Here is a 23,077-nt window from a genome sequence, read left to right as displayed (position 1 = left end):
ATGAAAAAGCTATTATATCTATTCCTCGTTATAGTACTCACGTCCTCCTGTTCAAAATACCTTGACCAGGTGCCGGACGATAGGCTGACTTTAGATGAAACCTTCAGAACATGGGGTAGTGCACAGCGCTTCCTGGCAGATGTGTATCGCAGTGTTCCGGATGAATACGGGCAGCGCAATCCCGGTTCTGAGAACAACCGCGGCCTGTGGACCGGTGGTTCCGACGAAGCCGATTATGTATGGGGCTTTGTACAATCCAATGATGTGAACATCGGCAACTGGGATGCTAACTCTGGCTTTGTAGGCGACTACTGGCGCAACTTTTATCGTGGTATCCGCAGCGCCAGCGTATTTATGGAAAATGCAGATGCGATCAAAGACCTGTCGCCTGACAAAATCAAACAATACAAGGCAGAAGCCCGGGCGCTGAGAGCTATGTATTATTTCTATCTGATGCGCATCTACGGACCCGTTATCATCCTGGGAGAGAAAGCCCCTCCTGTGGACGCAGACCTGCAGTTGCCGCGTAATTCCTTTGATGAGTGCGTAGAATATGTTACTACAGAACTGGCTAGAGCTGCCGAAGATCTTCCTGTCATACAGGACAATGATGAAGACTTTGGCCGTGTTACAAAGGGCGCTGCCCTGGCTTTCCGCGCCAGTGCCCTGATGTACGCCGCCAGTCCGCTGTACAACGGTAACACTGATTTTGCTGATATGGTCAATAAAGATGGTAAACACCTGATCAGCCAGACCTTCGACGCCAATAAATGGACAAAAGCAGCAGAAGCTTATAAGGCCTTTCTTTCCACGTTTGTACCCGGCACTTATGACCTGTTCAGAAAGAACGATGCCAATGGCAATTATGATCCTTACCTATCCTGCCGCGATGTGATCCTGACCGATTGGAACAAAGAGGTGATCTTTGCCAGACCAGGCAGTTCTATCGGTCCCAGACAGTATGAGCTGACTCCTTACCACAATGGCGCCAGCTCCCGCGATGTAAGAGGTAGCGGCGGCTTAGGCGCTACACAGAATATGGTGGATGCCTTCTTTATGAAGAATGGCAGAAGTATAGATGATCCTTTATCCGGTTACGTAAAGGAAGGCACTTCTATGTTCCAGCCACCAAATGATACCCATGAAAAGGAGATCTATAACCAGTGGGTGAATAGGGAACCACGGTTTTATGTAGACATTACTTATGATGGCAGCACCTGGTTGAACAAATCATTTGGTGAGATCACCACTCGTCTCTATAACACAGGTAATTCAGGTAAACAAACAGGTGGCGGCGACTATTCTCCTACCGGTTACATTGTACGTAAGGCAATGGGACTGGGCGCCTGGGATATTTCCAATCGTACCGTGATATTGATCCGACTAGCGGAGATCTATCTGAGTTATGCAGAGTGTGTAAATGAATCAGATCCTTCCAATCCTGATGCACTGAAATACCTGAACCTGATCCGTGAAAGAGCGGGTATCCCTCAATACGGAACGGAAGGGCTGGCCGCACCAGCCAGTCAGGATGCCATGCGTCAGGCCATCCGTAAGGAGCGCAGGATAGAACTGGCTTTTGAGAATAACCGTTTCTTTGATGTACGCCGCTGGAAGATCGGAGAGCAGACCCAAAATGGACCTATGTCAGGGATGAATATCAGCGCAGACATGCCGGACTTCCTGAAGGTGGTGACTTTTGAAACAAGGGTGTTCAACAAGCGTCATTACTTTTTCCCGATACCATCCAACGATGTAAATAATGACAGACAGCTTGTGCAGAATCCCGGATGGTAATAACTTTATTAACTGACATCAACTTGTTTTTGTGATGAATAAATTACGTTGTTTTCTAACCATTACGGTACTGCTGGCAAGCATCTCCTGTGGTAAAAGCAATACAACAGGTGGAGGCACTGTAGATCCTCCCGTATTGCCACCGGTATCTTTTACGTCGAAGGATGCCACGGCTGCTTTTAATACTTTCAACCAGTATTTCTACAGCACGACAGATAAGCTGTACTATTCTAATACGGAACGGAAAGACATAGGTGCTATCTGGACACAGGCCGTATACTGGGACCTTATTATGGATACCTATAAGCGTACCGGAGATGCGGCTCACCGTAAGATGATAGATGACCTGTACCAGGGTGGTTATAACCGTTATGACAGGTACAACTGGAGTAACAAAGTGGTATGGTTCATTTACGATGATATGATGTGGTGGATTATCTCCCTAGCCAGGGCGCATGAGATCACTGGTAATAAGGAATACCTGGATAGGTCCATAGAAGGATTCCAGTACGTGTATAAAGAATCATACGATCCTGCCCTTGGTGGCATGTGGTGGGATTTCAAACATACAGGCAAGAACTCCTGTATCAACTTCCCGACAGTGATTGCGGCGATGACATTGTATAACATTACAAAGGATACGTCTTACCTGAACAAGGCCAAGGATATCTATAGCTGGTCGCTGGTAAACCTGACCGACAGTACCACCGGCAGGGCGGCAGATAACAACATTAAAGGCAATAAAGGCTTTTCTGACTACACTTACAACCAGGGCACTTTTATCGGTGCTGCGGTGATGTTGTATAAGGCTACCGGTCAGCAGTCCTACCTGGACAATGCAAAGAAGGGCGCCGACTATACACAGCAGAAAATGTGTGATGCGGATGGTGTTCTGCCTGCTGAAGGCGACTGGAATGAGCAGGGTGTACTGAAGGCGATTTTCGGTCACTATATCATGACGCTGGTGAAGGATGCGGGGCAACAGCAATATCTGCCATGGATCCGCAAGAATATCAACATGGCCTGGGGCAATCGCGATGCCACAAGAGGGATCACATATCGGAATTACAAGGTGCCTTGTCCTTCTGGTATTGTGCAATCTTATGAGGCCAGCAGTGCGGTGGAATTGATGCAGGTTTGTCCGCCGGAGAAATAGACTATCCATATCCAGCCATACTAATTCCCCTTAGGTGTATCAACAGGCCAGCTCCACGGCTTGTTGGTACACCTTTTTTTATTCGCTGATGCGCATGATCAGTTTATGGCCCTGGGTCTGATTGCTCTCCATGAGGGCATGTGCTTTTCTGACGGTGCTTAATTCAAAGTCGCCGATTACCTGAACGGGAGAGGGACTGATAACACCTTTTTCTACCAGGCCAGTGATACGTCGTAAAAGATCGCCGTAATAAGCAAAATTGCCTTTCAGACTATAGGCATAATTGGAAATATGAACCACTACAGCTCCTATATTGAATAGGTTTTCATGTGCTTCATCTGTTGTTAAGTTGGTCACGTCTACATAAGTCCCGTTCAACCGTAGAATATTGCTGCAACGCTCAGACATTTGCCTGCCCACAAGGTCTATGCAATAATCAAACAGCTGGTTACTATTTGCCTGGATGATCAGGGGAACGGCATTGGACGCTTTATAGTCGATGATCTGGTCGTTTCTGAGGCCTGCATTGATCAGTTCCTGCCTGCTTCCGGGATTACCGGCGGTGGTAACGATCTTCCTGACACCCTGAGAAAGCAGGATCTTGATCAGAACCAGTCCTACGCCACCCGCGCCTCCGCTGATGAAGACGGATTCTTCGGGGGATATTTTGAGCCGGTTACAGCATTGCATGGCGGTCAGGGCACTGATGGGCAGTGCCGCTGCCTGGTCAAAGCTGATATTCGCTGGCATTTTGGCCAGGATCTGCTGTGGTACACTGATATATTCCGCGTAGGTGCCATTAGAGCCCATACTGCCGGATGCGCAGTATACACTGTCTCCGATCTCAAGGTCTTTCACCAACTTCCCTTTTTTAGCGACGATCCCCGAAAATTCCCTTCCCAGGATATGGGAGTGCATACGTTTACTTTCATTGGCGCCTATCCTCATCTGGTAGTCAATGGGGTTGAAGGCGGTCGAATATATTTTTACAAGTACATCATTATCACTGATTGCCGGGGTGTCAGTTTCTGTAAAAAAGAAATTGTCCGTGGTGCCAAACTGCCTAAGTGTGATCGCTTTCATTTTCTGTCTTATTGTCTTCAACCGGTTGTAGTTGAATGAAATTGCTAAGCTCATGATAGCTGTCAGGCAAAAATAAGACCAAATACAAAAACGCGGCCTCAATAAGCCGCGTTTGTCATTTATCTATTGATCTTCAACAAAAAAATTATTTCAGCAATGGCTGCAACCATTGAATGATGATTGTAAATGCTTCCGCAGAGAAGTCTTCTTTCAACGTGCTGATTTCTTCTCTTGTACAGGTTACACAATGCTGAAAGAGGTGGTTGGTACCAGGTAAGGCATGGGTCGTTACATTTCCGTTACCTGCCTGTTTCAGTGTAGTAGCGATCATGTCGAGGTTTTCCCGGTAGGTGACCATGATGTCTTTGTCACCATTCAGGGCGAGGAAAGGCACTTTGATCTTCTGCAGATAAGGAACAGGGTCAAACCTGATATGATATTGATACCAGGGGCCTGTCGCCTGTGTGATGTAAGATTCCAGGAAAAAGCGCATATGATCATACTTATCCGGGAAGTCTTTCTTAAAGGCGCTGTCATCAGCCTGTTTCCAGGCGGCATAGGTACTACGGAGTTTACCTTCCAGTTCGGGCGTGCCGGCATACCTGTAAACGGTGTCAAACATCCGCGTATTGATGGTGTCATAACGATTACGGTCGTAATCGCTGATCGGCGCTGATCTGGTAATGGCATAGTTCTGTAATTTCAGGGCGTCCAGTCCATTCAGGGCAAGACCCGCCAGGGTAATTACAAAGTCTATGTCACGGGAAGAACCCGCAGCTATGATGGCAGCGGCGCCGCCTTCGCTATGTCCCATAACACCGACTTTGCGGACCGCTTTGTGTTGTTTAAGGAAGCGTACAGCGGCTAATGCATCATCTGCAAAATCTTTAGTAGTGGCATCTTCATATTTTCCTGTTGTCTCACCTACGCCCCGGTCGTCTGTGCGCAGTACGGCAAAGCCTCTGCGGGTCAGGGAGTCGGCTAGTACACGGAACATCGGGTGCCCGGCCATGGTGCCATCCCTGTCCTGTTTACCGGTGCCCGATATCAGCACGATGGCAGGATAGCTTTTCTTACCTGCGGGTATGGTGAGCGTGCCGCCAAAACGGATACTGCCATCAGCATTGCTGAAATGTACAGTATCGCTGCGGTAAGGAGATCCCTGGCCGTATATATGGCCAGGGATCAGTAGAGGTATAGATAGGACAATCAGCAACAATCTTAACATATCAATTCTCTTTTTTCAGCAGTTCAACAACATATGATATCTCGTCTGCCAGTGCACTGGGACTGCCAAAGTAACCGGTGGATGTCCATCTAACCATGCCATTACCGTCAATGATCATCTTCTGTGGGATACCGGAGAAGTGCATCAGCGAAGCATATCTGGAATAGGTATCATCCAGGTGACCACTCTTTTTATTAGGTGCGTCGTACAGCACATTGATGTTGTAATTCTTCTCTTTCACAAAGGCTTTGATCTGCTCGCGATAGTCCGGTTTTGTTTCCTGAGTAGCGATGAAATAGAAAGTGACTTTGTCATCGTTTTTATATTTGTCTACCGCCATCTGCATACCAGGAAGCGCCGCTTTACAAGGGCCACACCAGGTAGCCCAGAAGTCTAATACTACGATCTTACCCTTTTGTTTTGCCAGCTCAGCGTAGCCCCCTTTCATCTGTTCCAGTTTGAAAGATGGAACAGCTTGTCTGATCAGGTCTGATTTCAGGTGTTCCTGTTGTGCCTTCAGCTGTTCAGGATCCTTCATGCTGTTGAAGTAAGCGTCGAAGCCTGCCTCACTTTTATGTTTGGCGACGTATTCTTTTTTCAGCATAGCGATCATTTCAGGGGTAACCTTGTTCTCACGTACACTGTTTTCTACTATCTGCATGGCTGCGGCATGTTTGCCGTTATTCTCCAGTAAGGTCGTATATAGTCCGTTAAATTCGGCGCCAACTCTTCCAGGATCGTGGTATGCTCTTGCTTTCTCCATGTATACCAGGGCACGTTTATCGTCGCCTGTCACATGCAGCAGGGTAGCATGGCCGAAGAATGCCGGGCTGCTGTATTGAAGTACATAGCGCTTCCATGCGGAAGGTGAGAGGAACTGGCTTTCAGCGCCCCGTTTCTCCCCGGATAGTTTTTCCAGCTGGTCAACGATCGTCTGGGAGTAGGAGAGAATGGAGTCTGCCTTTACCGTATTATGTTCAAACGGGTTCATGATCACCTGCCGGTGAAACTCTGTCAGAGAGATCAGTGGTGCATCCGGTATCATTTTATTCATGACGCTGTAGTCATTACGTTTGATGATAGGAGTATAGGCTACGGCCCTGTACACCTTCTGATAGTACATCTGATCGATCTCCGTGTTGACGTTGCTGAATTTCTTCAGTGGAAAGAGCTGAACGAAGTGTTCCCAAAGACTGTCCCGCACATTAGATTCGCGGAACATCCTATAGATCCATTTATCTCTGGCGGTAATGCCGGCAGGGAATTTCTTGATAATGATATCGTTCATAGAATCGGCGCTGGCTTTACTATGTAACAGATCATTATAGGCGCGGGAAACAGCTATCAGTTCTTCTTCTGTTACATCAGGCAGTCCGGTGATGTGTTTGATCTGCTCTCTCATGGAGGAGTCAGCCCGGCGGCCGTAATGATTCTTCATAAAGGTATTCGCATTGTAGAAGATCTTTCTGTCACTCTCATGATGATCTCTTACTTCCCACATCATCCATTGTAAGGCTAATTCATCATCAATCATTGCGATGCTGTCTACTGCATCAGGAACACTTTCGTGAATGGATCTGGCGCGTATGAAAGCCCATGCCGGGTAACCACCGGGTACTATTTTATGGTTGTTGCCGGTCATCATCCAGGCGTAGGTCATCTTACCGCCTTTGTCTGTTTTACCTGCAGCACTGAAATTGCAGATAAGCAGAGATGCTTTGGATGGCAATACATATGTGGCCGCCCATCCGGAATCTGTCATTTGCATGTTCAGGTCATCTGCTTCCCATTTAAAGTCGGTAAACAGGTAGATCGTGCCTGTTACGGGGGCGAGTCCCTTCAGGATAGTACTGTCAGGATTATAGGTAATCGTTACTGTGTCGCCTCCATTGGGATACATCGGCGAAACGCGGAATCCCTTTTGTGCAGACACATAGGTGGTCATCAGTAACAAAATAAATGTTGCTGTGAGCATTAAATTCTTTCTCATAAATGTTCGTTGATTTCCGTTGTTAATAGGTGCCTGAACCTCTCGCTTTTGAGCTGATGTCAGCCACCTTTCCAAATCCTTCGAATACGTTTAACGGTGTTGCATTGATCTGACCACTGAGTGCATTCAGCTGTAGTTCATATACCTTACCCTTTTGACCGTCCCAGGTACCTACATACAGTATCCAGCCGGTTACTGTTGACAGGTTATAGTTCGGATTGGGTTTGTATATCTTCATGCAGGTGATGGTCTCTCCGGCAGGAAAACCATCAAACGCCAGCGTTGCAGTATTGGTGCCCTGATAATTATATGCATAGATCTTCCTGTCGGTGGCATAGAGATCTACATATCCCTGTTCACTAGCCTGGAAGAATTTAGCAGTGCTTATCTCAGGCAGCATGCTCATGTCATTGGCACTGATGGCGAGATTACCATTGTCGGAAGTATTAAAGTTGATGATATACAGCCAGTAGCCGTTGCCGGTCTTGTCTTTGAAGAAGGCGTGCGTGTAGTTGCTAAACCCACGGTCCATATACAGCATGTCCTTGCCGATATTACGCAGATCGAATGGAGGATGTACGGTATCCGGAGCAGCAACGAAGTCTATCATAGACCCTACTAGTGAAGCAGGGTGAATGAACTTACCATGCTTCTGATCATAAACACCGGCAACAACGCTGTAATAGGAACCCATTGCGAGGTAAGGCGCCAGTTCATAGTCGCCAGGAACGGAAGCACTGAACAGGGCATCTGTTTCATAAACGGTGGTGTACATGTGCAGTCTGCCATCATTGATCAATGCGCTATAGCCGTTCCCAAGTAACATAAATGCCTGTGGATTGATGACTGCATCGCTACGGCGAAACAGTGCTTTATCTTCTCTCATTAAAGAGAAGTCGCTACCACTCATACGAGCTATATGTCCTGCGCTGCCAATCGTTATCCAGTTCTGCATGGTCTGAGAACGCCTTTCCTGTGCAATGAAGCGCGGTGCACCGGCTATTTTGCTGCCGGTGGAAGCAGAGAATATACCTCTGAGGTGTTTAGGTGTAATACCTGCTACCGGTACTGCGTTGGCGGTCGTGATAAAATCAACGTCGGATGAATCCTGTTGTGAATGCAATACCATAATGCCGTATTCAATACCAACAGATACAACAACGGTGAAGATCATGTTTACCTTCAGTTGGTTGGTGGTATCTGTTGCGATCAGTTCCACGCGGTATTCACCTACTTTCTCGACAATAGGAACGTTCAGTGTCTTTTCTGTTGAAATTGTCTTTACTACTGCAGTGCCACTGGTGCTGTTGGTAATATTTGGATACAGCAACCACTGGTAGCGTAAGGCCTTTGTGTTGCCTCCATCATAGCGGATAGAAGGATCGATCTGTAATGACGCATAGCGTTCAATATAATAGGGATTGCCAATACCGGCGGTATCTATTACAGGCATGCCCACTTTGGTATAGTCATAGTCGCCGAGGTCTTTTTTACAGGCGTTTAATACAAGTAGCGACAGCAGTGACGGGAGTATATATCTGGAAATAAATTTCATGTCAGCATCATTGTTTGTTAATAATAGCCCTCATCAGGGGAAGGTTACCAGTTGCCCGAATTCGTCTGTGAGATCGGGATCATGGCTGTCATTATATGCCTTCAGCGCATCTTTCAGCATAGCTTTAATGTCACTCATGGCAGCCGCAGTATACTCACCATCTTTTGGAGGCACCCTTCCGCTTTGCTGTAAAGGGAATTGTTCGATGCCGGTGGTCGCGATGATAAAGCGGTATTTAACGGTGCTGTAAGTACCGAAATAAGCAGAGAGACTGATGAACCCATCCCAGTTGGCAGGTTTTACTACGTTGTCGCTCCAGGAAAGGGTGAAGACATCGTCTTCAGTAACACCTGGCTTGAAATCTTTGGTGGGAGCAATCGCCAGGTTCAATGTAACAGATGAATCAGTAATATCTGCTGTGCGATATAATACGACTGGTAGGTAGCCAGTGATAGAATCAGCCGGTATTACCCCATCTATGAAATCATAGTGTTTGCCTGCCTGCGCCGTGGTACTGTCAGGAATCGCTTGTCCGCGTACAATACGGTCATAGGGTGCTGCATCTCCCATAATCTTCACCCTGATCAGGAAGGTATCTTTCGTGACTGCTGTCGGTAGTTTCAGGAAGGAGAAAGATTTGAAAGTAACGCGGCTTTGCGTCAGGTCTGTATTCCTTTCAAAGAAATACACCCTTGGATCATTATTGTAGGAAGAAATATCCTTTTCACATGCTGTCAGGAAAAAGAGCAGCAGTGCCAACAAACCTGTTATATTATTAACTGTTTTCATGATGATCTTTTTTGTTACTGAATTAATTGCCGTTTCCATATTCCACTTCGTTGTCAGGCAGCGGCAATACATATACCTTATTGTCGGCCGTTACATTGGAATAAACGATGGTGGGCAGGTTCAGTCTTTTGTAATAGAAGAATAACTGTCCTTCACAATAGAGATCCTTTCTGTACTCTTTGAATATTTCCTCCTGTATCTGTTCTGTGGTAAGTGTAAACGGCAGATCTGCCGTTACGTTCCTTGCTCTTCTCACCGTATTGAGATAAGTCACTGCTTTCTCCGGATCGCTTTCTTTCAGTGCTTCCGCTGCGATATAATACATCTCGGAAATGCGCATGAGCGGCATTCTTCTGAGGAAGGCAGTGGACACTCCTGTAGGCTGTGCCAGCTTGTTAGATACCCTTATATTGGTAGAAGTATTTTCCAGATCGGTAAGTGCGGTGTACCTGATATCGGCATCTGTTTCATAGATGGTCAGGAACTCATCACTACTTGATTTTGTCAGCACATTGGTAGAAGTGGGTGTGAAATAGGACTGCGTGAATGCATCCATATCTGACTTATACAAGGTAAAGATCAGTTCCGAAGTAAATACTTTATTACCGGAAGAAACTTCAGGAATATTCACCCAGGTAAAGGCGTTGGCATTGATCACTTCTTCAGCAGCTGCGAGTGCTTTGGCTTTATCACCCATATAAAGATATACCCTTGCTTCGAGTGCTTTTACTGCATAGTAGTTGAATTTATAGGAGCGGTCGCGCAGATATCCGCTGGTAGTGGTAGGCGTAGTGCTACCTGGTACGATCGGATCTATTGTTTTTAAAGCCGCTTCGGCAACAGCACAATCGGCCAGTATACGATTGAGGATCTCCTGTACGGTCAGCCTGGGTAAAGCGTTTACCGTCAGCTGGTCCATATAGGGAATGGCTTTCGCAGTAAGACCACCTGTGGAAGCAGGAGCGGGCGCGAACAGGCGCAGCAGATCGAAATGCATAAATGCCCGCAGACCATAGGCTTCTCCTCTGATAATGGGGTAGTTCACATCCCTGAATATCTTCTGATCGGTGGTATTCAGATGGCTTATCAGGCTGTTGTCGTTGGCGATGGCATTGTACAATCCTTTCCAGATACCGTCTATCTTGCTTCTTACTGCCGCATTGGTATAGTTGTACTGCGCGGCGTAATAGTATTCATGAAAGGTGCTGGTGAAACGGCTGTGCTGCATGGACAATACTTCTGTGAGCCCGAAGCTCAGTTCCTGCCCGTATACAGCATTCACATTCATCTTCAGGTATACGCCCGTCAGTGCATCCATGAAGCCTTGTTCATCCCTGAACGCATCGTCTGTATCGATCTGTGTTTTAGGCTTTACATCCAGGAACTTATTGCAGGCTGTAAGCAGCAAAACCGGAATGAACAGCAGTAATATATTTCTGAATCTCATATTTGCACTGTTAAAAGGTGATCTGTAAAGAAGTAGAGATGGTCCTTGCGAAAGGATAGTCCAGCCCTCTTTCTGTTTTTACGGAACTGATACGGGCCAGGTCGTTCATATTCAAAGCCAGGTATACACGGTTGATGTTGGCAGCCCTGAGCCAGTTGGCATGGCTGAAATCATATCCCAGGCTTATGGAAGAGAACAGCAGTTCATGCAGATTCTGCACAAAACGGGAGCTGGGCCTTGTATCTGTTTTGTCGGCAATATCTTTGAACAGCGTTCTGTCGCCCGGCTGTTTCCAGCGTTGTTCCAGTGCGCGTATGTCTACATTGTAATTGAAGTCGGCATTTTCCACTCTGTTTACCAGTGTGGTATTGTATTGTTGTCCGCCGGCCCTGAAGGTGAATGCGAAGTTGGCTGACAAGCCCTTATGCTGCACATTCGCGCCAAAGGAACCCTGGTATTCCGGATTGCTGTCACCGCCCACTATATAATCTGCGGCAGACCATACATACGTCAGTGAACCGTCTTTCTTCATGAAGATCTCCTTGCCATTGGCAGGATCAATACCCAGTGAGGGCACTACCCAGATGGCGGTCATAGACTGACCCGGTTCGAAGCGGGTAGCAGGTTTACGGCTGTCGTTGTTGCCGGTGGTTGTGTTTCCTTTCTCGTCGTCTGCCTCTTTATTCAACTGTACGAGTGAGTTGGATACCTTGCGTATACGGTTGGTATTCTGTGCCAGGTTAGCGAAGACATTTACAGAAGTACGTGTTTCGCTGTGGGTATATACCCGGAAGCTGGCGCCCAGCTGATAGCCTTTGTTGCGGGATTCGCCGATGTTCTCTTTATAGGTATCGAAACCGGCAGAAGGAGCAACGATCATGTCACTCAACAGGTTCTTTGTATCCCGGATATAGTAATCGAAGCGCAGGCTAAGCCTGTTGAACAGGGTGATGTCTGCACCGATGTTGTTATCCTGTACCTGCTGCCATTGCAGGTGGGGATTGGGGAGTGCAGCCAGGTCAAGGCCCATATCTCCATTGTAAGTCCTATCGGTGATGTAATTGTAGGTGGCGAGCGACTGGTAGGAGTTGAAATTCTGCGTACCGGTTGTACCAACACTACCGCGTAGTTTCAGCACGTTGATAAAACGGAACGACTGCATGAATCTTTCCCTGTGCAGGTTCCAGCCGGCACCGGCCGACCAGAAGAGACCCCAGCGACTGTCAGCGCCGAACTGTGAGCTGGCGTTCCCGCGATAGGAGAGGTCCAGCAGCAGGCGGTCGTCGTAGGAATAGTTCAATGCGGAAGTAAGTGCTATCGAGCGACTGGTATTTTCAGTTCCCAATGCTTTCGTACCGGGCTTATAACGGTAGCCGAAAGAGATATCGTCTATCTTGTCGTTTGGAAAACCTACCATTGTCATGCCATTGGCGGTGGCAACGTCCTGTGTAACGGAATAAGCACCGTTCAGGAAGAAATGATGTTTGTTCAGGCGGAAGGAGTAGTTGGCCAACAGGTCGGCATTCAGGCTATTCGTTTTTCCGTTACGGATGCTATATTCCCCACGGTCGAGATAAGCATCGGTACCGGGTAGTACATTGGTATAGGAAGAATGGTTGGCCGGAGTGAACTGCTCCAGGTCATTCTTCTGTGCCTGTATCCCTACACGGGCGGTGAGTCGCAGGTTACGAGCCACATCCCAGTCGGTGTAGAAATTCTCGATGATGTTGGTATAGGTAGTGAAATCCTTTGAATTCAGGGTAGCGTCGTACAGGGGATTACCTGCCGCGCCATTATTGTATGTTTTGATATAGTTGCCGTTATCGTCTGTTATTCTCCAGTAAGGGTTCAGCATCGCTACTCTGGTAAAGCTGCCATAGGGAGAATTGTCAGAGCGGTTACGGTCGATGGTCAGATTGTTCCTGAACTGGAAATTTTTCTTCCGGTAGATGAGGTTGATAATACCGGAAATAGTATTCCTGTCGGAACCTTTCATTACACCCGCTACATTGTTGTAGTTAAGGCTTACTGAATACCGGAGCGCATCATCGCCGCCATCCAGGGTAACTGCATGGCGCTGGCCGATGCCGTTCCGAAGTGGCTGTGACAGCCAGTAGGTATTTACCCCCTCCAGTGCAGCATGTAGGTTGTTGCTGTAGTCGCGCAACAGGTCAGCCTGGGTAGCAGGATTGGTAGAGCTGTATTTGCCAGACAGCACTTCCGCTTCTACCTTCTGCATGGAATTGGTCAGTTTATAACTGCTGAGGTCAGGAGCCGTGATGTCCATGCTACCATTGTAAGATACCCTCAGTTTACCGGCGGTAGGCGGTTTGGTTTCTATGACCACCACGCCGTTACCTGCTTTGGAACCATAGATAGCTTTTGCAGAAGCGTCCTTCAGGAGGGTAATGCTCTGCACCAGGTTCATGTTCAGGTCATTCACTTTCTCCAGGGTGGTCTGAAAACCGTCCAGGATGAAGAGAGGCAGGTTAGGATTGGTAGTGTAGTCGCCCTTCAGGTCGGGGAAGCCAGTCTGGCCTCTCATCTGTATATCCGGCAGTTGGTTGGGATTGGAGCCGGCATTCAGATTTTCCACGATCTGGAAGGAGGGATCGAGTATAGCGAGTGATTTCAGTACATTCTGATTGGAGACAGTTTTCAGCTGTTCAGCGGAAAAGGTAGCCACAGCACCGGTAAAGCTCTCTTTACGGCGGTTGAATAAACCTGTGGAGATCACGACGTCATCCAGTTTGGTAGCTTCCTGTTCCAGGACGATCTGCAAGGAATTATCATTCTTCACCTTCACGGACTGGCGTTTGAAACCAATGGCCGTGACCATCAGGGTCACATCCTGGCTGCCGGTGCGGAGGGTAAATACGCCGGAGGAGTTGGTCAGCGTACCGTTTTTAGTGCCCAGCACCATGACAGTAGCCCCCGGAATGGGTTCCCCTTTTTCATTGGTCACCTTACCAGTGATGTCTCCCGGCGGTAAAGCCGTTTCCGGGGCTTTTACAGCCTCTTTTTTCTTAATAATGACAACACCATCCACAATAGAAAAGGAAAGCGCCTTATCCCTTAAAAGAACGGAAAGGGCCTCTTTGAGCTGGAGGTTATTGATATCAGCATCTACTTTTCCGGCACGGTCCAGGTCTTCCGCTGTATAGAAGAAGTTAATCCCTGTCTGTTTACGGATGTCGGAAAAAGCTTTTTCCAGGCTGATGTTTTTTCCGTGTAATGTTACAGTCTGCGCATTTACTGCTGCACAGACGTGCAGCGTACAAGCCAGCATAAGTACAAAGGACAACTTCATGATCATCCAGATTTTGGTTGGCAAAGCAAAGCCACGCTCTTTGTTTTTGCACAAAGCAGTGAAATACATAAATTTGTTTTGGTTGAAGAAATTGTGATCCAACGTTACATTCGTCACCCATGAACCGGGATGTTAGCGCATCGCCGGTTTACTTTTTTAATGGGAAGACATTTTCAGAATTGTGTTTTGTAGTTTTCTATAAAATGCTGTTTAAAATGTGAACAAATACAATTGTTGTGGTGGCTGATTTGGTGGTATGGTTGGTTTATGATCTTACGATTACTTTATTGCCGTCTATGGTAAAATGTACGTTGCCGGTAAGCTCCAGTATTTTAAATACCTGTGAAGCATTGACATTTCTCGGTATGGTACCACTGAATTTTTTATCTGGTATTTCTTTGTATTCTACTTCCACATCATACCAGCGTGCTATCTGCCGCATGATGGTTTGTATATCGGCCCTATCGAAATAGAAATAGCCGTTTTTCCATGCCAGTACCTGTTCTTCGTCGGCTGCCAGTACACTGAATTTTCCTGTTTTCTTCTGCAGGCGTGCCTCTTTGCCTGGTTGCAGGGTAACGGCATCGCCGTTTACAGCGGCTACCTGCACACTACCGGTTACCAGCGTGGTATGCACGGCGTTCTCGTCGGCATAGGCATTCACATTGAAGCTGGTACCTAATACTTTTATGGTCACATTATTGGCTGCGGTCAGGATAAAGGGTTTGTCTGCATGTTGTGCTACTTCCAGGTATGCTTCCCCGGTGATCTCCACTTTTCTTTCATTGCCGGTAAAGGCGGTTGGGTATTTCAGGGAAGATGCGGCATTGAGCCATACTTTGGTGCCATCCGGCAGTACCAGTTTAAACTGGCGGCCACGGGGAGTGGTCATGGTATTGTAGGAGATGCCGGTTGAACCACTGCCTGATTCATAATCCAGCTGCCCCTTTCTGAGCAGCACTTTTGTGCCATTCTGGTTGGCGATGACGCCGTTGCCGGTGCTGTCCAGTTCTACCTGTCTGCCATCATCCAGGGTAAGTACCGCGCCTGTTACACCCGGCGTGGCATCGTGCAGTGGTCTTACTTGTGCATTGGAGGCTATGGGACGGGAAGCTGGCATACGGCTGTACCAGAAGTAGGCGCCTGTTCCCAGTAATAAGAGAACGGCTGCAGCGGCAGCCCAGCGCCGGTATGTGTATATAGGCCTAACAGGTGCAGGTGGCAGCTCATGGACCTGTGTTGTAAACTGTTCTATAAAACGGTTGGTTTCTGATGCCGGTAGGGGAAAAAGGTATTTGTCAGTCAGCATCGCATCCTGCAAAGCATGCTCCAGCAACTCCCGGTTTTCCGGCAGCTCCATCAGATGAGCAAATTGCACTTTTTCGGCTGTGCTGATGCTGCCGTCGATATACTTGTCAAGTAATGAAGTAAAAACGTTTTGATCCATGAGCTGTCGGCCTGTATGGTAATGCTGAATAAATAATTGCCCCTTGCCCTTATAAAGACGCAATAGGAAAAGGTGAATAATAGGTCAACCCTAAAATAATTTTAGATTTTTATTTTATTAATACATTGGAGCGATAGCTATCAGGAGAATAAGCACTTCGGGGTAATTGGCGAGATAGCTCCTCAGGGTATTCAGCGCCTGCACAATATGCCAGTTGACCGCTGCTTTTGAGATATTTAGTTTTTCGGCTATCTGTTCATGGCTGAGATGTTCCAGTCTGCTCATCGTGAATACCTCCTTTTGTCGCGGAGGGAGTTTATCTACCGCCTTCAGGATCAATGCATAGGTTTCCTTATACTGGTATTGCCGGTCTGGAATCAGTATATCTTCCATGGGGTCTTCCGTAGCCGGGTCCGTTTTCATGACCTGTTTACGCATGGCGGAAATGATCTGGTTACGGCCGAGGATGTACAGGAAGTTCCGGAAGTTTTCAATTTCAGGCAGCTTTTCCCTTTGCTGCCATATTCTCATAAAGATATCCTGTGTGATCTCTTCCGCCTCGGGGTAGGATTTGGTGAAGGTCAGGGCATGGGAGAAGACCCTGGGATGATAGAAGCGGAGAATAGTACGGAATGCAGATTCATCACCTGCCGCGACCTGTCCCAATAGTTCACGTTCATTATGTAATTCCGTAATATCCAAGTATGTAATTGACTAGCTGAAGCGCTAAAGATAAGAAACTTTACAGGCTCTTTTATCCTATTCCTGTAAACCGGGCGGTATTTTATACCAGGAGGGATATCACCATTAAATGGCATAAATTGTATAAAATATGGCATTTGTGCCATCTTCTGAGTACACTACATTTGTAACGTTCAAGCAATCTTATGGCAGTTAAAACAAAGAAACTCATTGTGATTGTGCCTATGCCGGGTACTTTTTTGCTGGACATCGCCGGACCAGTGGACGTATTCACGGCGGCAGACCAAATTCTGAATGAAAGAGGGGCATTACCGGGAGAAGGGTATCAGGTACTGCTGGCTTCTCCACTCACTACAAAAAAGATCACGACAAAAAGCCGCCTGGAGCTGAGCTGCGAGACGAGGGTAGATGCGATAGACAAACCTATTGACACGCTGATCGTTGCTGGTTTTCCGATGGCCATGCTGGAAACCAGTGGTGCATTTATCGGGTGGCTGCATGATACCTATCCGAAGGTACGGCGCATCTGTTCGGTATGCGTGGGCACCTATGCACTGGCGGAAGCAGGTATACTGGAAGGTAAACATGCTACGACTCACTGGCAGTTCAGCCAGGACTTTCAGCGCAGGTATCCGGGTATTAAAGTAGATACGAATCCTTTTTATACGCGTGACGGCAATGTGTATACTTCAGGCGGTGTCGCTTCCGGTATAGATCTTTCGCTGGCATTGTTAGAGGAAGATTATGGGAGGGACCTGGCCCTGCAGGCGGCACGCAAGCTCGTCTTGTACCTGAAACGTACGGGTTATCAGTCACAGTTCAGTTCTTTATTAGATGTGCACACAATGGAGAATTCCATTGCAGGAAAGCTACATCCCTGGATGATCCGTCATTTACAGGATGACCTTCGCGTAGAGCATCTTGCTGAACATAGTAACATGAGCCTGCGGAATTTCAACCGTGTATTCATGAAAGAAACAGGAATGACGCCGGCAAAATTTGTAGAGAAACTGCGCATAGAAATTGCCAGGAAATACCTGGAAGACAGTGATCTGAGTATGGAACAGATTGCAGAGAAATGCGGCCTGGGAGGACTTGTATCTATGCGGCGCACCTTTATGCGCCATATGATGGTATCGCCTTCAGATTACCGCCGTTCCTTCAGAACAGCATTACAAACGCTTAATTAATCACCCAAAATTATATAACGATGAAAGTAGCTATTAATGGATTTGGACGTATAGGAAGAATGACGCTGAGAGCACTACAGGACAAAAAAGGAGTGGAAGTAGTAGCAGTGAATGACCTGACAGATATCGGGCTGCTCGCGCACCTGTTGAAATATGATACTTCTCACGGGAAATTCCCGGGAACAGTGACACATGATGATAAACATCTTATTGTGAACGGTAAGAACATCCTGCTGCTGAATGAACGGTCGCCGGAGAAACTGCCCTGGGGCCAGCTGGGAGTAGATGTGGTGATTGAATCCACCGGCCGTTTTACACAGCGGGAACTGGCGCAGCAACATATTACTGCGGGTGCACAAAAAGTATTGATCACAGCACCAGCCACTGGTGGTGTGAAGACTATCGTAGCAGGTGTCAATAATGACCAGATCAGTGTGGAAGATGCGATCCTTTCTACTGCTTCCTGTACCACCAACAGTATCGCACCGGTATTATACCTGTTGGATAAGGAATATGGTATTGCATCCGGGTTTATGAGCACTGTGCACGCATTTACGATGGACCAGATGCTGCAGGATGGTCCGCATAAAGATTACAGAAGGGCGCGCGCTGCTACGCAGTCTATCATTCCTACCACTACCGGCGCCGCAAAAGCGATCGGTGATGTATTGCCTGCACTGAAAGGTAAAATGGATGGTTTCTCTTACAGGGTGCCAGTGATTGATGGTTCTATTGCAGATATGTCGCTGAACCTGGTGAAACCTGCTTCTGCAGCAGAGATCAACCAGCTGTTCAAACATTATGCGGATACTTCATTGAAAGGAGTGCTGGAATATACAGAAGAGCCCCTGGTGTCTGCAGATATCCTGGGCAATACACATTCTTCCATCGTAGATGGCACCCTGACACGTGCGATAGGCAATCTGGTGAAAGTAGTGGCCTGGTACGACAATGAAGTAGGCATCTCCAACAGGATCGCTGAACTGACTGTGGAACTGGCTAAGCAGCAGGTACCTGCATGATAATCCGCATCAGGATGAAGCCTGTATAATAAGGTTGGTGTTCAGGATCTTTCTCTCGAATTCCTTAACGGGCTTTTTACTCTCTATCAGTTGCAGTAAGAGCTGGGTAGCGATCTGCCCCATTTCGAAGGCCGGTTGTCTGACTACGGTCAGCGGTGGGTGCAGCAGTTCTATCAGATCTGAATTAGAGAAGCCAACAAGGGCGATATCCTGAGGAATACGGATACCCTTACTTTTCAATACACGCATACAATTGGTGGTCAGCTTATCTGACGCCGTAAAAATAGCATCAGGCCGTGGGCGCAGTTTCAATAGCTGGCTCACGGCCTGTTCTACTTCCTGCAGTTGCAGTCCGGCGTAACGACTGTATTTGATCAGCGCCTTACCTGGTTTTACCCGGGTATGCGCCAGCGCTTCCCTGTATCCTGCAATACGTTCGCGGCTGATAGAAAGGTTCTCCGGACCTGCAATCACCGCAATATGTTTGTACCCTTTATTGATCAGGTGGAGTGTAGCATCGTAAGCGCCCCTGAAATTATCTACCATCACTTTATGGGTCTGTATCTCTTCCACAATGCGGTCAAAGAATACGATAGGAAAACCCCTTTCGTGTAACGCCTTCAGATGGTCCAGGTTCTCCGTACCACTGGACACAGAGATGAGCAGTCCGTCGATGGAGCGGGACGCCAGGTATTGCAGTGTCATCACTTCCTTATCGAACGACTCATGCGTCTGGGAGATCATTACATTATACCCTTTGTCTTTCGCGACAGACTCTATACCATTGATGGCCTGTGAGAAGAAACTATTGGCAATCTCCGCAACAATGACGCCTATAGAGCGGCTTCGTTTTTCCTTCAGGCTCAGCGCGATCGGGTTAGGATGATAGTTGATCCTGGTGGCATATTCGAGGACCAGCTGCTTGGTAGCAATACTGATCTCATGACTGTCGCGCAGGGCACGGGACACGGTAGAGGTGGACAACCCCAGCGCAATGGCGATATCTTTTATAGTGGCAGCTTCGAATTTCATAACGCAATGAGTAAATATACTTATAATTTATTTTATACTATATTGGTGTCGTTCTAACACGTATGAAAAACGCCTCACAGATGAATAAAGCGCTGACATTTAGCAGCCGGGTTAACCTGTTTTTCCACTGTTTACGGGCAGCAGCTATCACAATACATGCATTCCGCAAACGTTTGCGTAAATAAATACCTGCAAACCTTTCCGAATTAATGAATATAGCTGTAGAATTGTTTCGGGGATATCAGTAGAAGGATCTGATACAAACCAGTACTGCTTTGTATTGCCACTGTAGTAAAACTATTTCCGTTGCGGATTAACAAGACCCAAATTTAGAAAGACATATACAACACTACGTTATGAAAAAACTGTTATTGATGTACTGGCTCTTGCTAGGCAGTGCCGGGATGGCATTTGCGCAGAGTCAGGTTATAAAAGGGCGTGTCTCCGACGCAGCAACAGGCGAGCCGCTCGTAATGGTGAACATACAACTTAAAGGCACCACAACAGGTGCTCAGACAGATGCCACCGGCGCATTTTCCCTTACCGTTCCCGATGCCAGAACAGGTGTATTGGTAATCAGTTATCTGGGATATCAGCCCCTGACACAAAACATTAATGGTAGCAGTAACATCATTGTGAAGCTGGAAAAAGATAATAAACAACTCGACGAAGTGGTGGTAGTAGGTTATGGTGAAGTAAAGAAACGTGATCTCACCGGTGCTATTACTTCAGTGAAGGGGGAAGAGCTGAAGAAGATCCCTTCCACCAATGTGATGGAATCTGTACAGGGTAAACTGCCGGGTGTGGATATTACCAAAAGCAGTGGCGCTTCCGGTGCGAAGGTCAATGTGACCGTCAGAGGTAACCGCTCTATCCGTGCAGATAACGGACCTCTTTACATTGTAGACGGTGTGCAGTATGAAAACATCCAGGATATTAACCCGAACGATATCCAGTCTATGGAGGTATTGAAAGATGCTTCCTCTACCGCTATTTATGGTTCCAGAGGCGCCAACGGTGTTATCATTGTGACGACTAAAAGAGGCGCCAGTGGTAAACCACGTGTTACCGTAAACACTTATGTCGGCACCTCGCAGGTAGCAGGTTATCCTGCGTTGTCTACCGGTCCGCAGTATGTTGCGCTGAAACGTGAAGCCAACCGCACTACTGGTCGCTGGAAAAGTGAAGCAGATGATCCGCTGATCTTTAACGCATCAGAAGTGAATGCTATCCAGAACAACCTCTGGACAAGCTATGCAGACCTCCTGATCCATGATGGCCTGCAACAGGATTACCAGGTAGGTGTATCCGGTGGATCTGATAAAACGAAGGTGTATCTCTCGCTGGATTACTTCGATGAAAAAGGACTCTTCAAACTGGATCACCTGAAAAGATACTCCGCCCGTCTGAACCTCGATCAGGTTGTAAATGATTACCTAAAAGTGGGTATGCAAAGTCAGATCACTTATTACAACCAGGATAGCCGCCGTGATCCCCTGAACCAGGGTAACAAGATCATACCGCTTGGCGTTCCTTATGATCAGAATGGTAACCTGGTCATATTCCCTAATGGTGGCACAATGATCAGTCCCCTGGCGGATGAACAACCCAATGCCTATCAGAACAACGGCAGAATAACCCGTACGTTCGTGAACACTTATGTCGAGCTGACTCCTTTAAAAGGCCTGTCATTACGTTCCAACTTCGGTGTTACACTGGATAACTCACGTACGGGTATCTATGCGGCTAAAAATACGATCGACCGTGCTACCGCCTCGGCTTCCCGGTCACAACTCAATAATGGCAGCAGACGTTTTCTCAGCTGGGAGAACGTGTTGAACTATCAGCACTCCATCGGAGACCATTCATTCGGCGTAACCGGTGTAGCCAGCTTACTCTCCGATCAGCGTGACTCCAGCTTCCTGCAGGGTGAAGGACAACTACTCCCTTCACAACTATACTATGCTTTGCAGAATAGCGTGAGCGGTATTGCGATCCGTTCCAGCTATATGGCCAATAAACTGATCTCCTTTACAGGACGTATTAACTATAGCTATAAGGGAAAATATCTCCTGTCATTAACAGGACGTTCCGATGGATCTTCCAAACTGGCGCCTGGTAATAAATGGGCCTTCTTCCCATCTGTTGCAGGAGCATGGCGTGTGTCTGACGAATCCTTTATGCGTGACCAGCATATCTTCAGCGATCTGAAACTGCGTGCCAGCTATGGTATTGCCGGTAATGATGCCGTACCGCCTTATGCAACGGCCAGTTATCTAAGCAAAATTCCCTTCTCATATGATGATACCAACTCTGCCATGGGATATGCTATCGGCAGCCAGGTTGGTAATAAATTCCTGAAATGGGAACTGTCATCCACTACCGACGTCGGACTGGATATGGGTTTCCTGAACGGCAGAATCAATGCCACCATCGACTACTATGATACACATACCAAAGACCTGCTGCTGCAGCGAACATTGCCTAGTTCTTCGGGCGTTAGCACCGTGATCCAGAACATCGGTAAAACGAGGAACAGAGGTATTGAACTCGGTATCAACACCGTCAATGTAAGAGTGAATGGATTCAGCTGGACATCCAATATCACTTTCTCAAAGAACAAGGAAGAGATCGTGGCATTGGCTGATGCCAACACCAATGATGTAGCCAACAGCTGGTTCATTGGTCAGCCAGTAAAAGTGTTCTTCGATTATGAGAAGATCGGTATCTGGCAGACTAAGGAAGCAGATGCAGCTGCCAAATACAAAAACAAACCAGGCGATATCAAAGTACGTGACCAGGATAATAACGGGGTACTGAATTCCAGCGACCGTATCGTAGTGGGCAAACAAGTGCCTACCTGGAGCGGTGGTTTTAATAACGATGTCCGCTTTAAGAATTTCGATCTGAACGTGTATGTGTTTGCACGTATCGGACAATGGATCAACTCAGAATATGCTGCCAAATATGATCCGCAGGGATTAGAAAATAGTGCGCCACTGGATTACTGGACACCGGAGCACGAAACGAATGCCTATCCCCGTCCGAATGCAAGTGTATCAAAAGATGGTACGCCTTATATCAAAACACTGGGATATAAGGATGGTTCTTTCGTGAAGATCCGCAACATCTCACTGGGTTATACACTGCCGGCCGGCGCGTTAAAGACCATGCATATGAGTAATCTGCGCGTTTATGTAACGGGTAAGAACCTGTTCACCTTCAGTAAAGTGAAAGACTATGACCCTGAGCGGGGAGGTGACCTGAGTAATCCGTTGACAAAGATGTATGTGGCTGGCCTGAACGTAGAATTCTGATCAATCAATTAA

The 23,077-nt window shown here is 47.3% G+C and carries 15 protein-coding genes; 5 read left to right on the top strand and 10 right to left on the bottom strand.

Going from position 1 to position 23,077, the window contains the following annotated elements:
* The gene (locus tag CLV42_RS26220) at positions 1-1,797 is read left to right on the top strand and encodes a RagB/SusD family nutrient uptake outer membrane protein (protein WP_106604973.1); all 1,797 of its coding nucleotides are present in this window, start codon (positions 1-3) and stop codon (positions 1,795-1,797) included.
* A gap of 34 nt (positions 1,798-1,831) precedes the next feature.
* Positions 1,832-2,953: a glycoside hydrolase family 76 protein gene (locus tag CLV42_RS26215; protein ID WP_106604900.1), complete on the top strand. Its 1,122-nt coding sequence runs from the start codon at positions 1,832-1,834 to the stop codon at positions 2,951-2,953.
* A 78-nt stretch (positions 2,954-3,031) separates the two neighbouring features.
* Here the strand turns inward: CLV42_RS26215 and CLV42_RS26210 are convergent, their stop codons facing one another.
* The 9 genes from CLV42_RS26210 to CLV42_RS26170 form a co-directional block, all read right to left on the bottom strand.
* Positions 3,032-4,090, bottom strand: coding sequence for an NADP-dependent oxidoreductase (locus tag CLV42_RS26210; protein ID WP_245901738.1), 1,059 nt, complete (start codon positions 4,088-4,090; stop codon positions 3,032-3,034).
* Positions 4,091-4,181: 91 nt separating this feature from the next.
* On the bottom strand, positions 4,182-5,264 hold the full coding sequence (locus CLV42_RS26205) for an alpha/beta hydrolase family protein (protein ID WP_106604898.1): 1,083 nt from the start codon (positions 5,262-5,264) through the stop codon (positions 4,182-4,184).
* Between the two features lies 1 nt (position 5,265).
* Positions 5,266-7,254 carry a TlpA family protein disulfide reductase gene (locus CLV42_RS26200; RefSeq protein WP_106604897.1) on the bottom strand — a complete coding sequence of 663 codons (1,989 nt, stop codon included), beginning with the start codon at positions 7,252-7,254 and terminating at the stop codon, positions 5,266-5,268.
* A 22-nt stretch (positions 7,255-7,276) separates the two neighbouring features.
* Positions 7,277-8,809 (bottom strand): PKD-like family lipoprotein, encoded by a 1,533-nt coding sequence (locus tag CLV42_RS26195; protein ID WP_106604896.1) that lies wholly within the window; start codon positions 8,807-8,809, stop codon positions 7,277-7,279.
* A 33-nt stretch (positions 8,810-8,842) separates the two neighbouring features.
* Entirely contained in the window at positions 8,843-9,598 is a 756-nt protein-coding gene (locus tag CLV42_RS26190; RefSeq protein WP_170117655.1) for a DUF4843 domain-containing protein, read from the bottom strand.
* A gap of 22 nt (positions 9,599-9,620) precedes the next feature.
* Positions 9,621-11,045: a RagB/SusD family nutrient uptake outer membrane protein gene (locus CLV42_RS26185; RefSeq protein WP_106604894.1), complete on the bottom strand. Its 1,425-nt coding sequence runs from the start codon at positions 11,043-11,045 to the stop codon at positions 9,621-9,623.
* 10 nt (positions 11,046-11,055) lie between these two features.
* A complete protein-coding gene (locus CLV42_RS26180; protein WP_170117654.1) occupies positions 11,056-14,355 on the bottom strand; it encodes a SusC/RagA family TonB-linked outer membrane protein in 3,300 nt (1,099 codons plus the stop codon).
* 265 nt (positions 14,356-14,620) lie between these two features.
* Positions 14,621-15,802: a FecR family protein gene (locus CLV42_RS26175; RefSeq protein WP_106604892.1), complete on the bottom strand. Its 1,182-nt coding sequence runs from the start codon at positions 15,800-15,802 to the stop codon at positions 14,621-14,623.
* 117 nt (positions 15,803-15,919) lie between these two features.
* Entirely contained in the window at positions 15,920-16,504 is a 585-nt protein-coding gene (locus CLV42_RS26170; protein ID WP_170117653.1) for an RNA polymerase sigma factor, read from the bottom strand.
* A gap of 185 nt (positions 16,505-16,689) precedes the next feature.
* On the opposite strand from CLV42_RS26170, the gene CLV42_RS26165 reads away from it, so the two are divergent.
* Positions 16,690-17,694, top strand: coding sequence for a GlxA family transcriptional regulator (locus tag CLV42_RS26165; protein WP_106604890.1), 1,005 nt, complete (start codon positions 16,690-16,692; stop codon positions 17,692-17,694).
* Positions 17,695-17,714: 20 nt separating this feature from the next.
* Entirely contained in the window at positions 17,715-18,716 is a 1,002-nt protein-coding gene (gene gap / locus CLV42_RS26160; protein WP_106604889.1) for a type I glyceraldehyde-3-phosphate dehydrogenase, read from the top strand.
* Between the two features lie 9 nt (positions 18,717-18,725).
* Here the strand turns inward: gap and CLV42_RS26155 are convergent, their stop codons facing one another.
* Positions 18,726-19,748 carry a LacI family DNA-binding transcriptional regulator gene (locus CLV42_RS26155; protein WP_089838684.1) on the bottom strand — a complete coding sequence of 341 codons (1,023 nt, stop codon included), beginning with the start codon at positions 19,746-19,748 and terminating at the stop codon, positions 18,726-18,728.
* A gap of 356 nt (positions 19,749-20,104) precedes the next feature.
* Here CLV42_RS26155 and CLV42_RS26150 point away from each other — a divergent pair, with 356 nt between their 5' ends.
* Positions 20,105-23,065 (top strand): SusC/RagA family TonB-linked outer membrane protein, encoded by a 2,961-nt coding sequence (locus tag CLV42_RS26150; RefSeq protein WP_106604888.1) that lies wholly within the window; start codon positions 20,105-20,107, stop codon positions 23,063-23,065.
* Positions 23,066-23,077: the final 12 nt, after the last annotated feature.

The organism is Chitinophaga ginsengisoli, assembly GCF_003014595.1.
GTDB classification, from domain to species: Bacteria; Bacteroidota; Bacteroidia; order Chitinophagales; family Chitinophagaceae; genus Chitinophaga; species Chitinophaga ginsengisoli.
The sequence above is the reverse complement of the archived record's forward strand: the minus strand, read 5'-3'. Positions and strand labels throughout refer to the sequence as shown.

What these genes read in the sequence shown, in the direction of transcription:
- CLV42_RS26155 (WP_089838684.1), bottom strand. Translation starts at nt 19,748, where the DNA reads ATGAAATTCGAAGCTGCCACTATAAAAGATATCGCCATTGCGCTGGGG.
- CLV42_RS26210 (WP_245901738.1), bottom strand. Translation starts at nt 4,090, where the DNA reads ATGAGCTTAGCAATTTCATTCAACTACAACCGGTTGAAGACAATAAGA.
- CLV42_RS26205 (WP_106604898.1), bottom strand. Translation starts at nt 5,264, where the DNA reads ATGTTAAGATTGTTGCTGATTGTCCTATCTATACCTCTACTGATCCCT.
- CLV42_RS26175 (WP_106604892.1), bottom strand. Translation starts at nt 15,802, where the DNA reads ATGGATCAAAACGTTTTTACTTCATTACTTGACAAGTATATCGACGGC.
- CLV42_RS26180 (WP_170117654.1), bottom strand. Translation starts at nt 14,355, where the DNA reads ATGAAGTTGTCCTTTGTACTTATGCTGGCTTGTACGCTGCACGTCTGT.
- CLV42_RS26165 (WP_106604890.1), top strand. Translation starts at nt 16,690, where the DNA reads ATGGCAGTTAAAACAAAGAAACTCATTGTGATTGTGCCTATGCCGGGT.
- CLV42_RS26150 (WP_106604888.1), top strand. Translation starts at nt 20,105, where the DNA reads ATGAAAAAACTGTTATTGATGTACTGGCTCTTGCTAGGCAGTGCCGGG.
- CLV42_RS26215 (WP_106604900.1), top strand. Translation starts at nt 1,832, where the DNA reads ATGAATAAATTACGTTGTTTTCTAACCATTACGGTACTGCTGGCAAGC.
- CLV42_RS26185 (WP_106604894.1), bottom strand. Translation starts at nt 11,045, where the DNA reads ATGAGATTCAGAAATATATTACTGCTGTTCATTCCGGTTTTGCTGCTT.
- gap (WP_106604889.1), top strand. Translation starts at nt 17,715, where the DNA reads ATGAAAGTAGCTATTAATGGATTTGGACGTATAGGAAGAATGACGCTG.
- CLV42_RS26195 (WP_106604896.1), bottom strand. Translation starts at nt 8,809, where the DNA reads ATGAAATTTATTTCCAGATATATACTCCCGTCACTGCTGTCGCTACTT.
- CLV42_RS26200 (WP_106604897.1), bottom strand. Translation starts at nt 7,254, where the DNA reads ATGAGAAAGAATTTAATGCTCACAGCAACATTTATTTTGTTACTGATG.
- CLV42_RS26220 (WP_106604973.1), top strand. Translation starts at nt 1, where the DNA reads ATGAAAAAGCTATTATATCTATTCCTCGTTATAGTACTCACGTCCTCC.
- CLV42_RS26190 (WP_170117655.1), bottom strand. Translation starts at nt 9,598, where the DNA reads ATGAAAACAGTTAATAATATAACAGGTTTGTTGGCACTGCTGCTCTTT.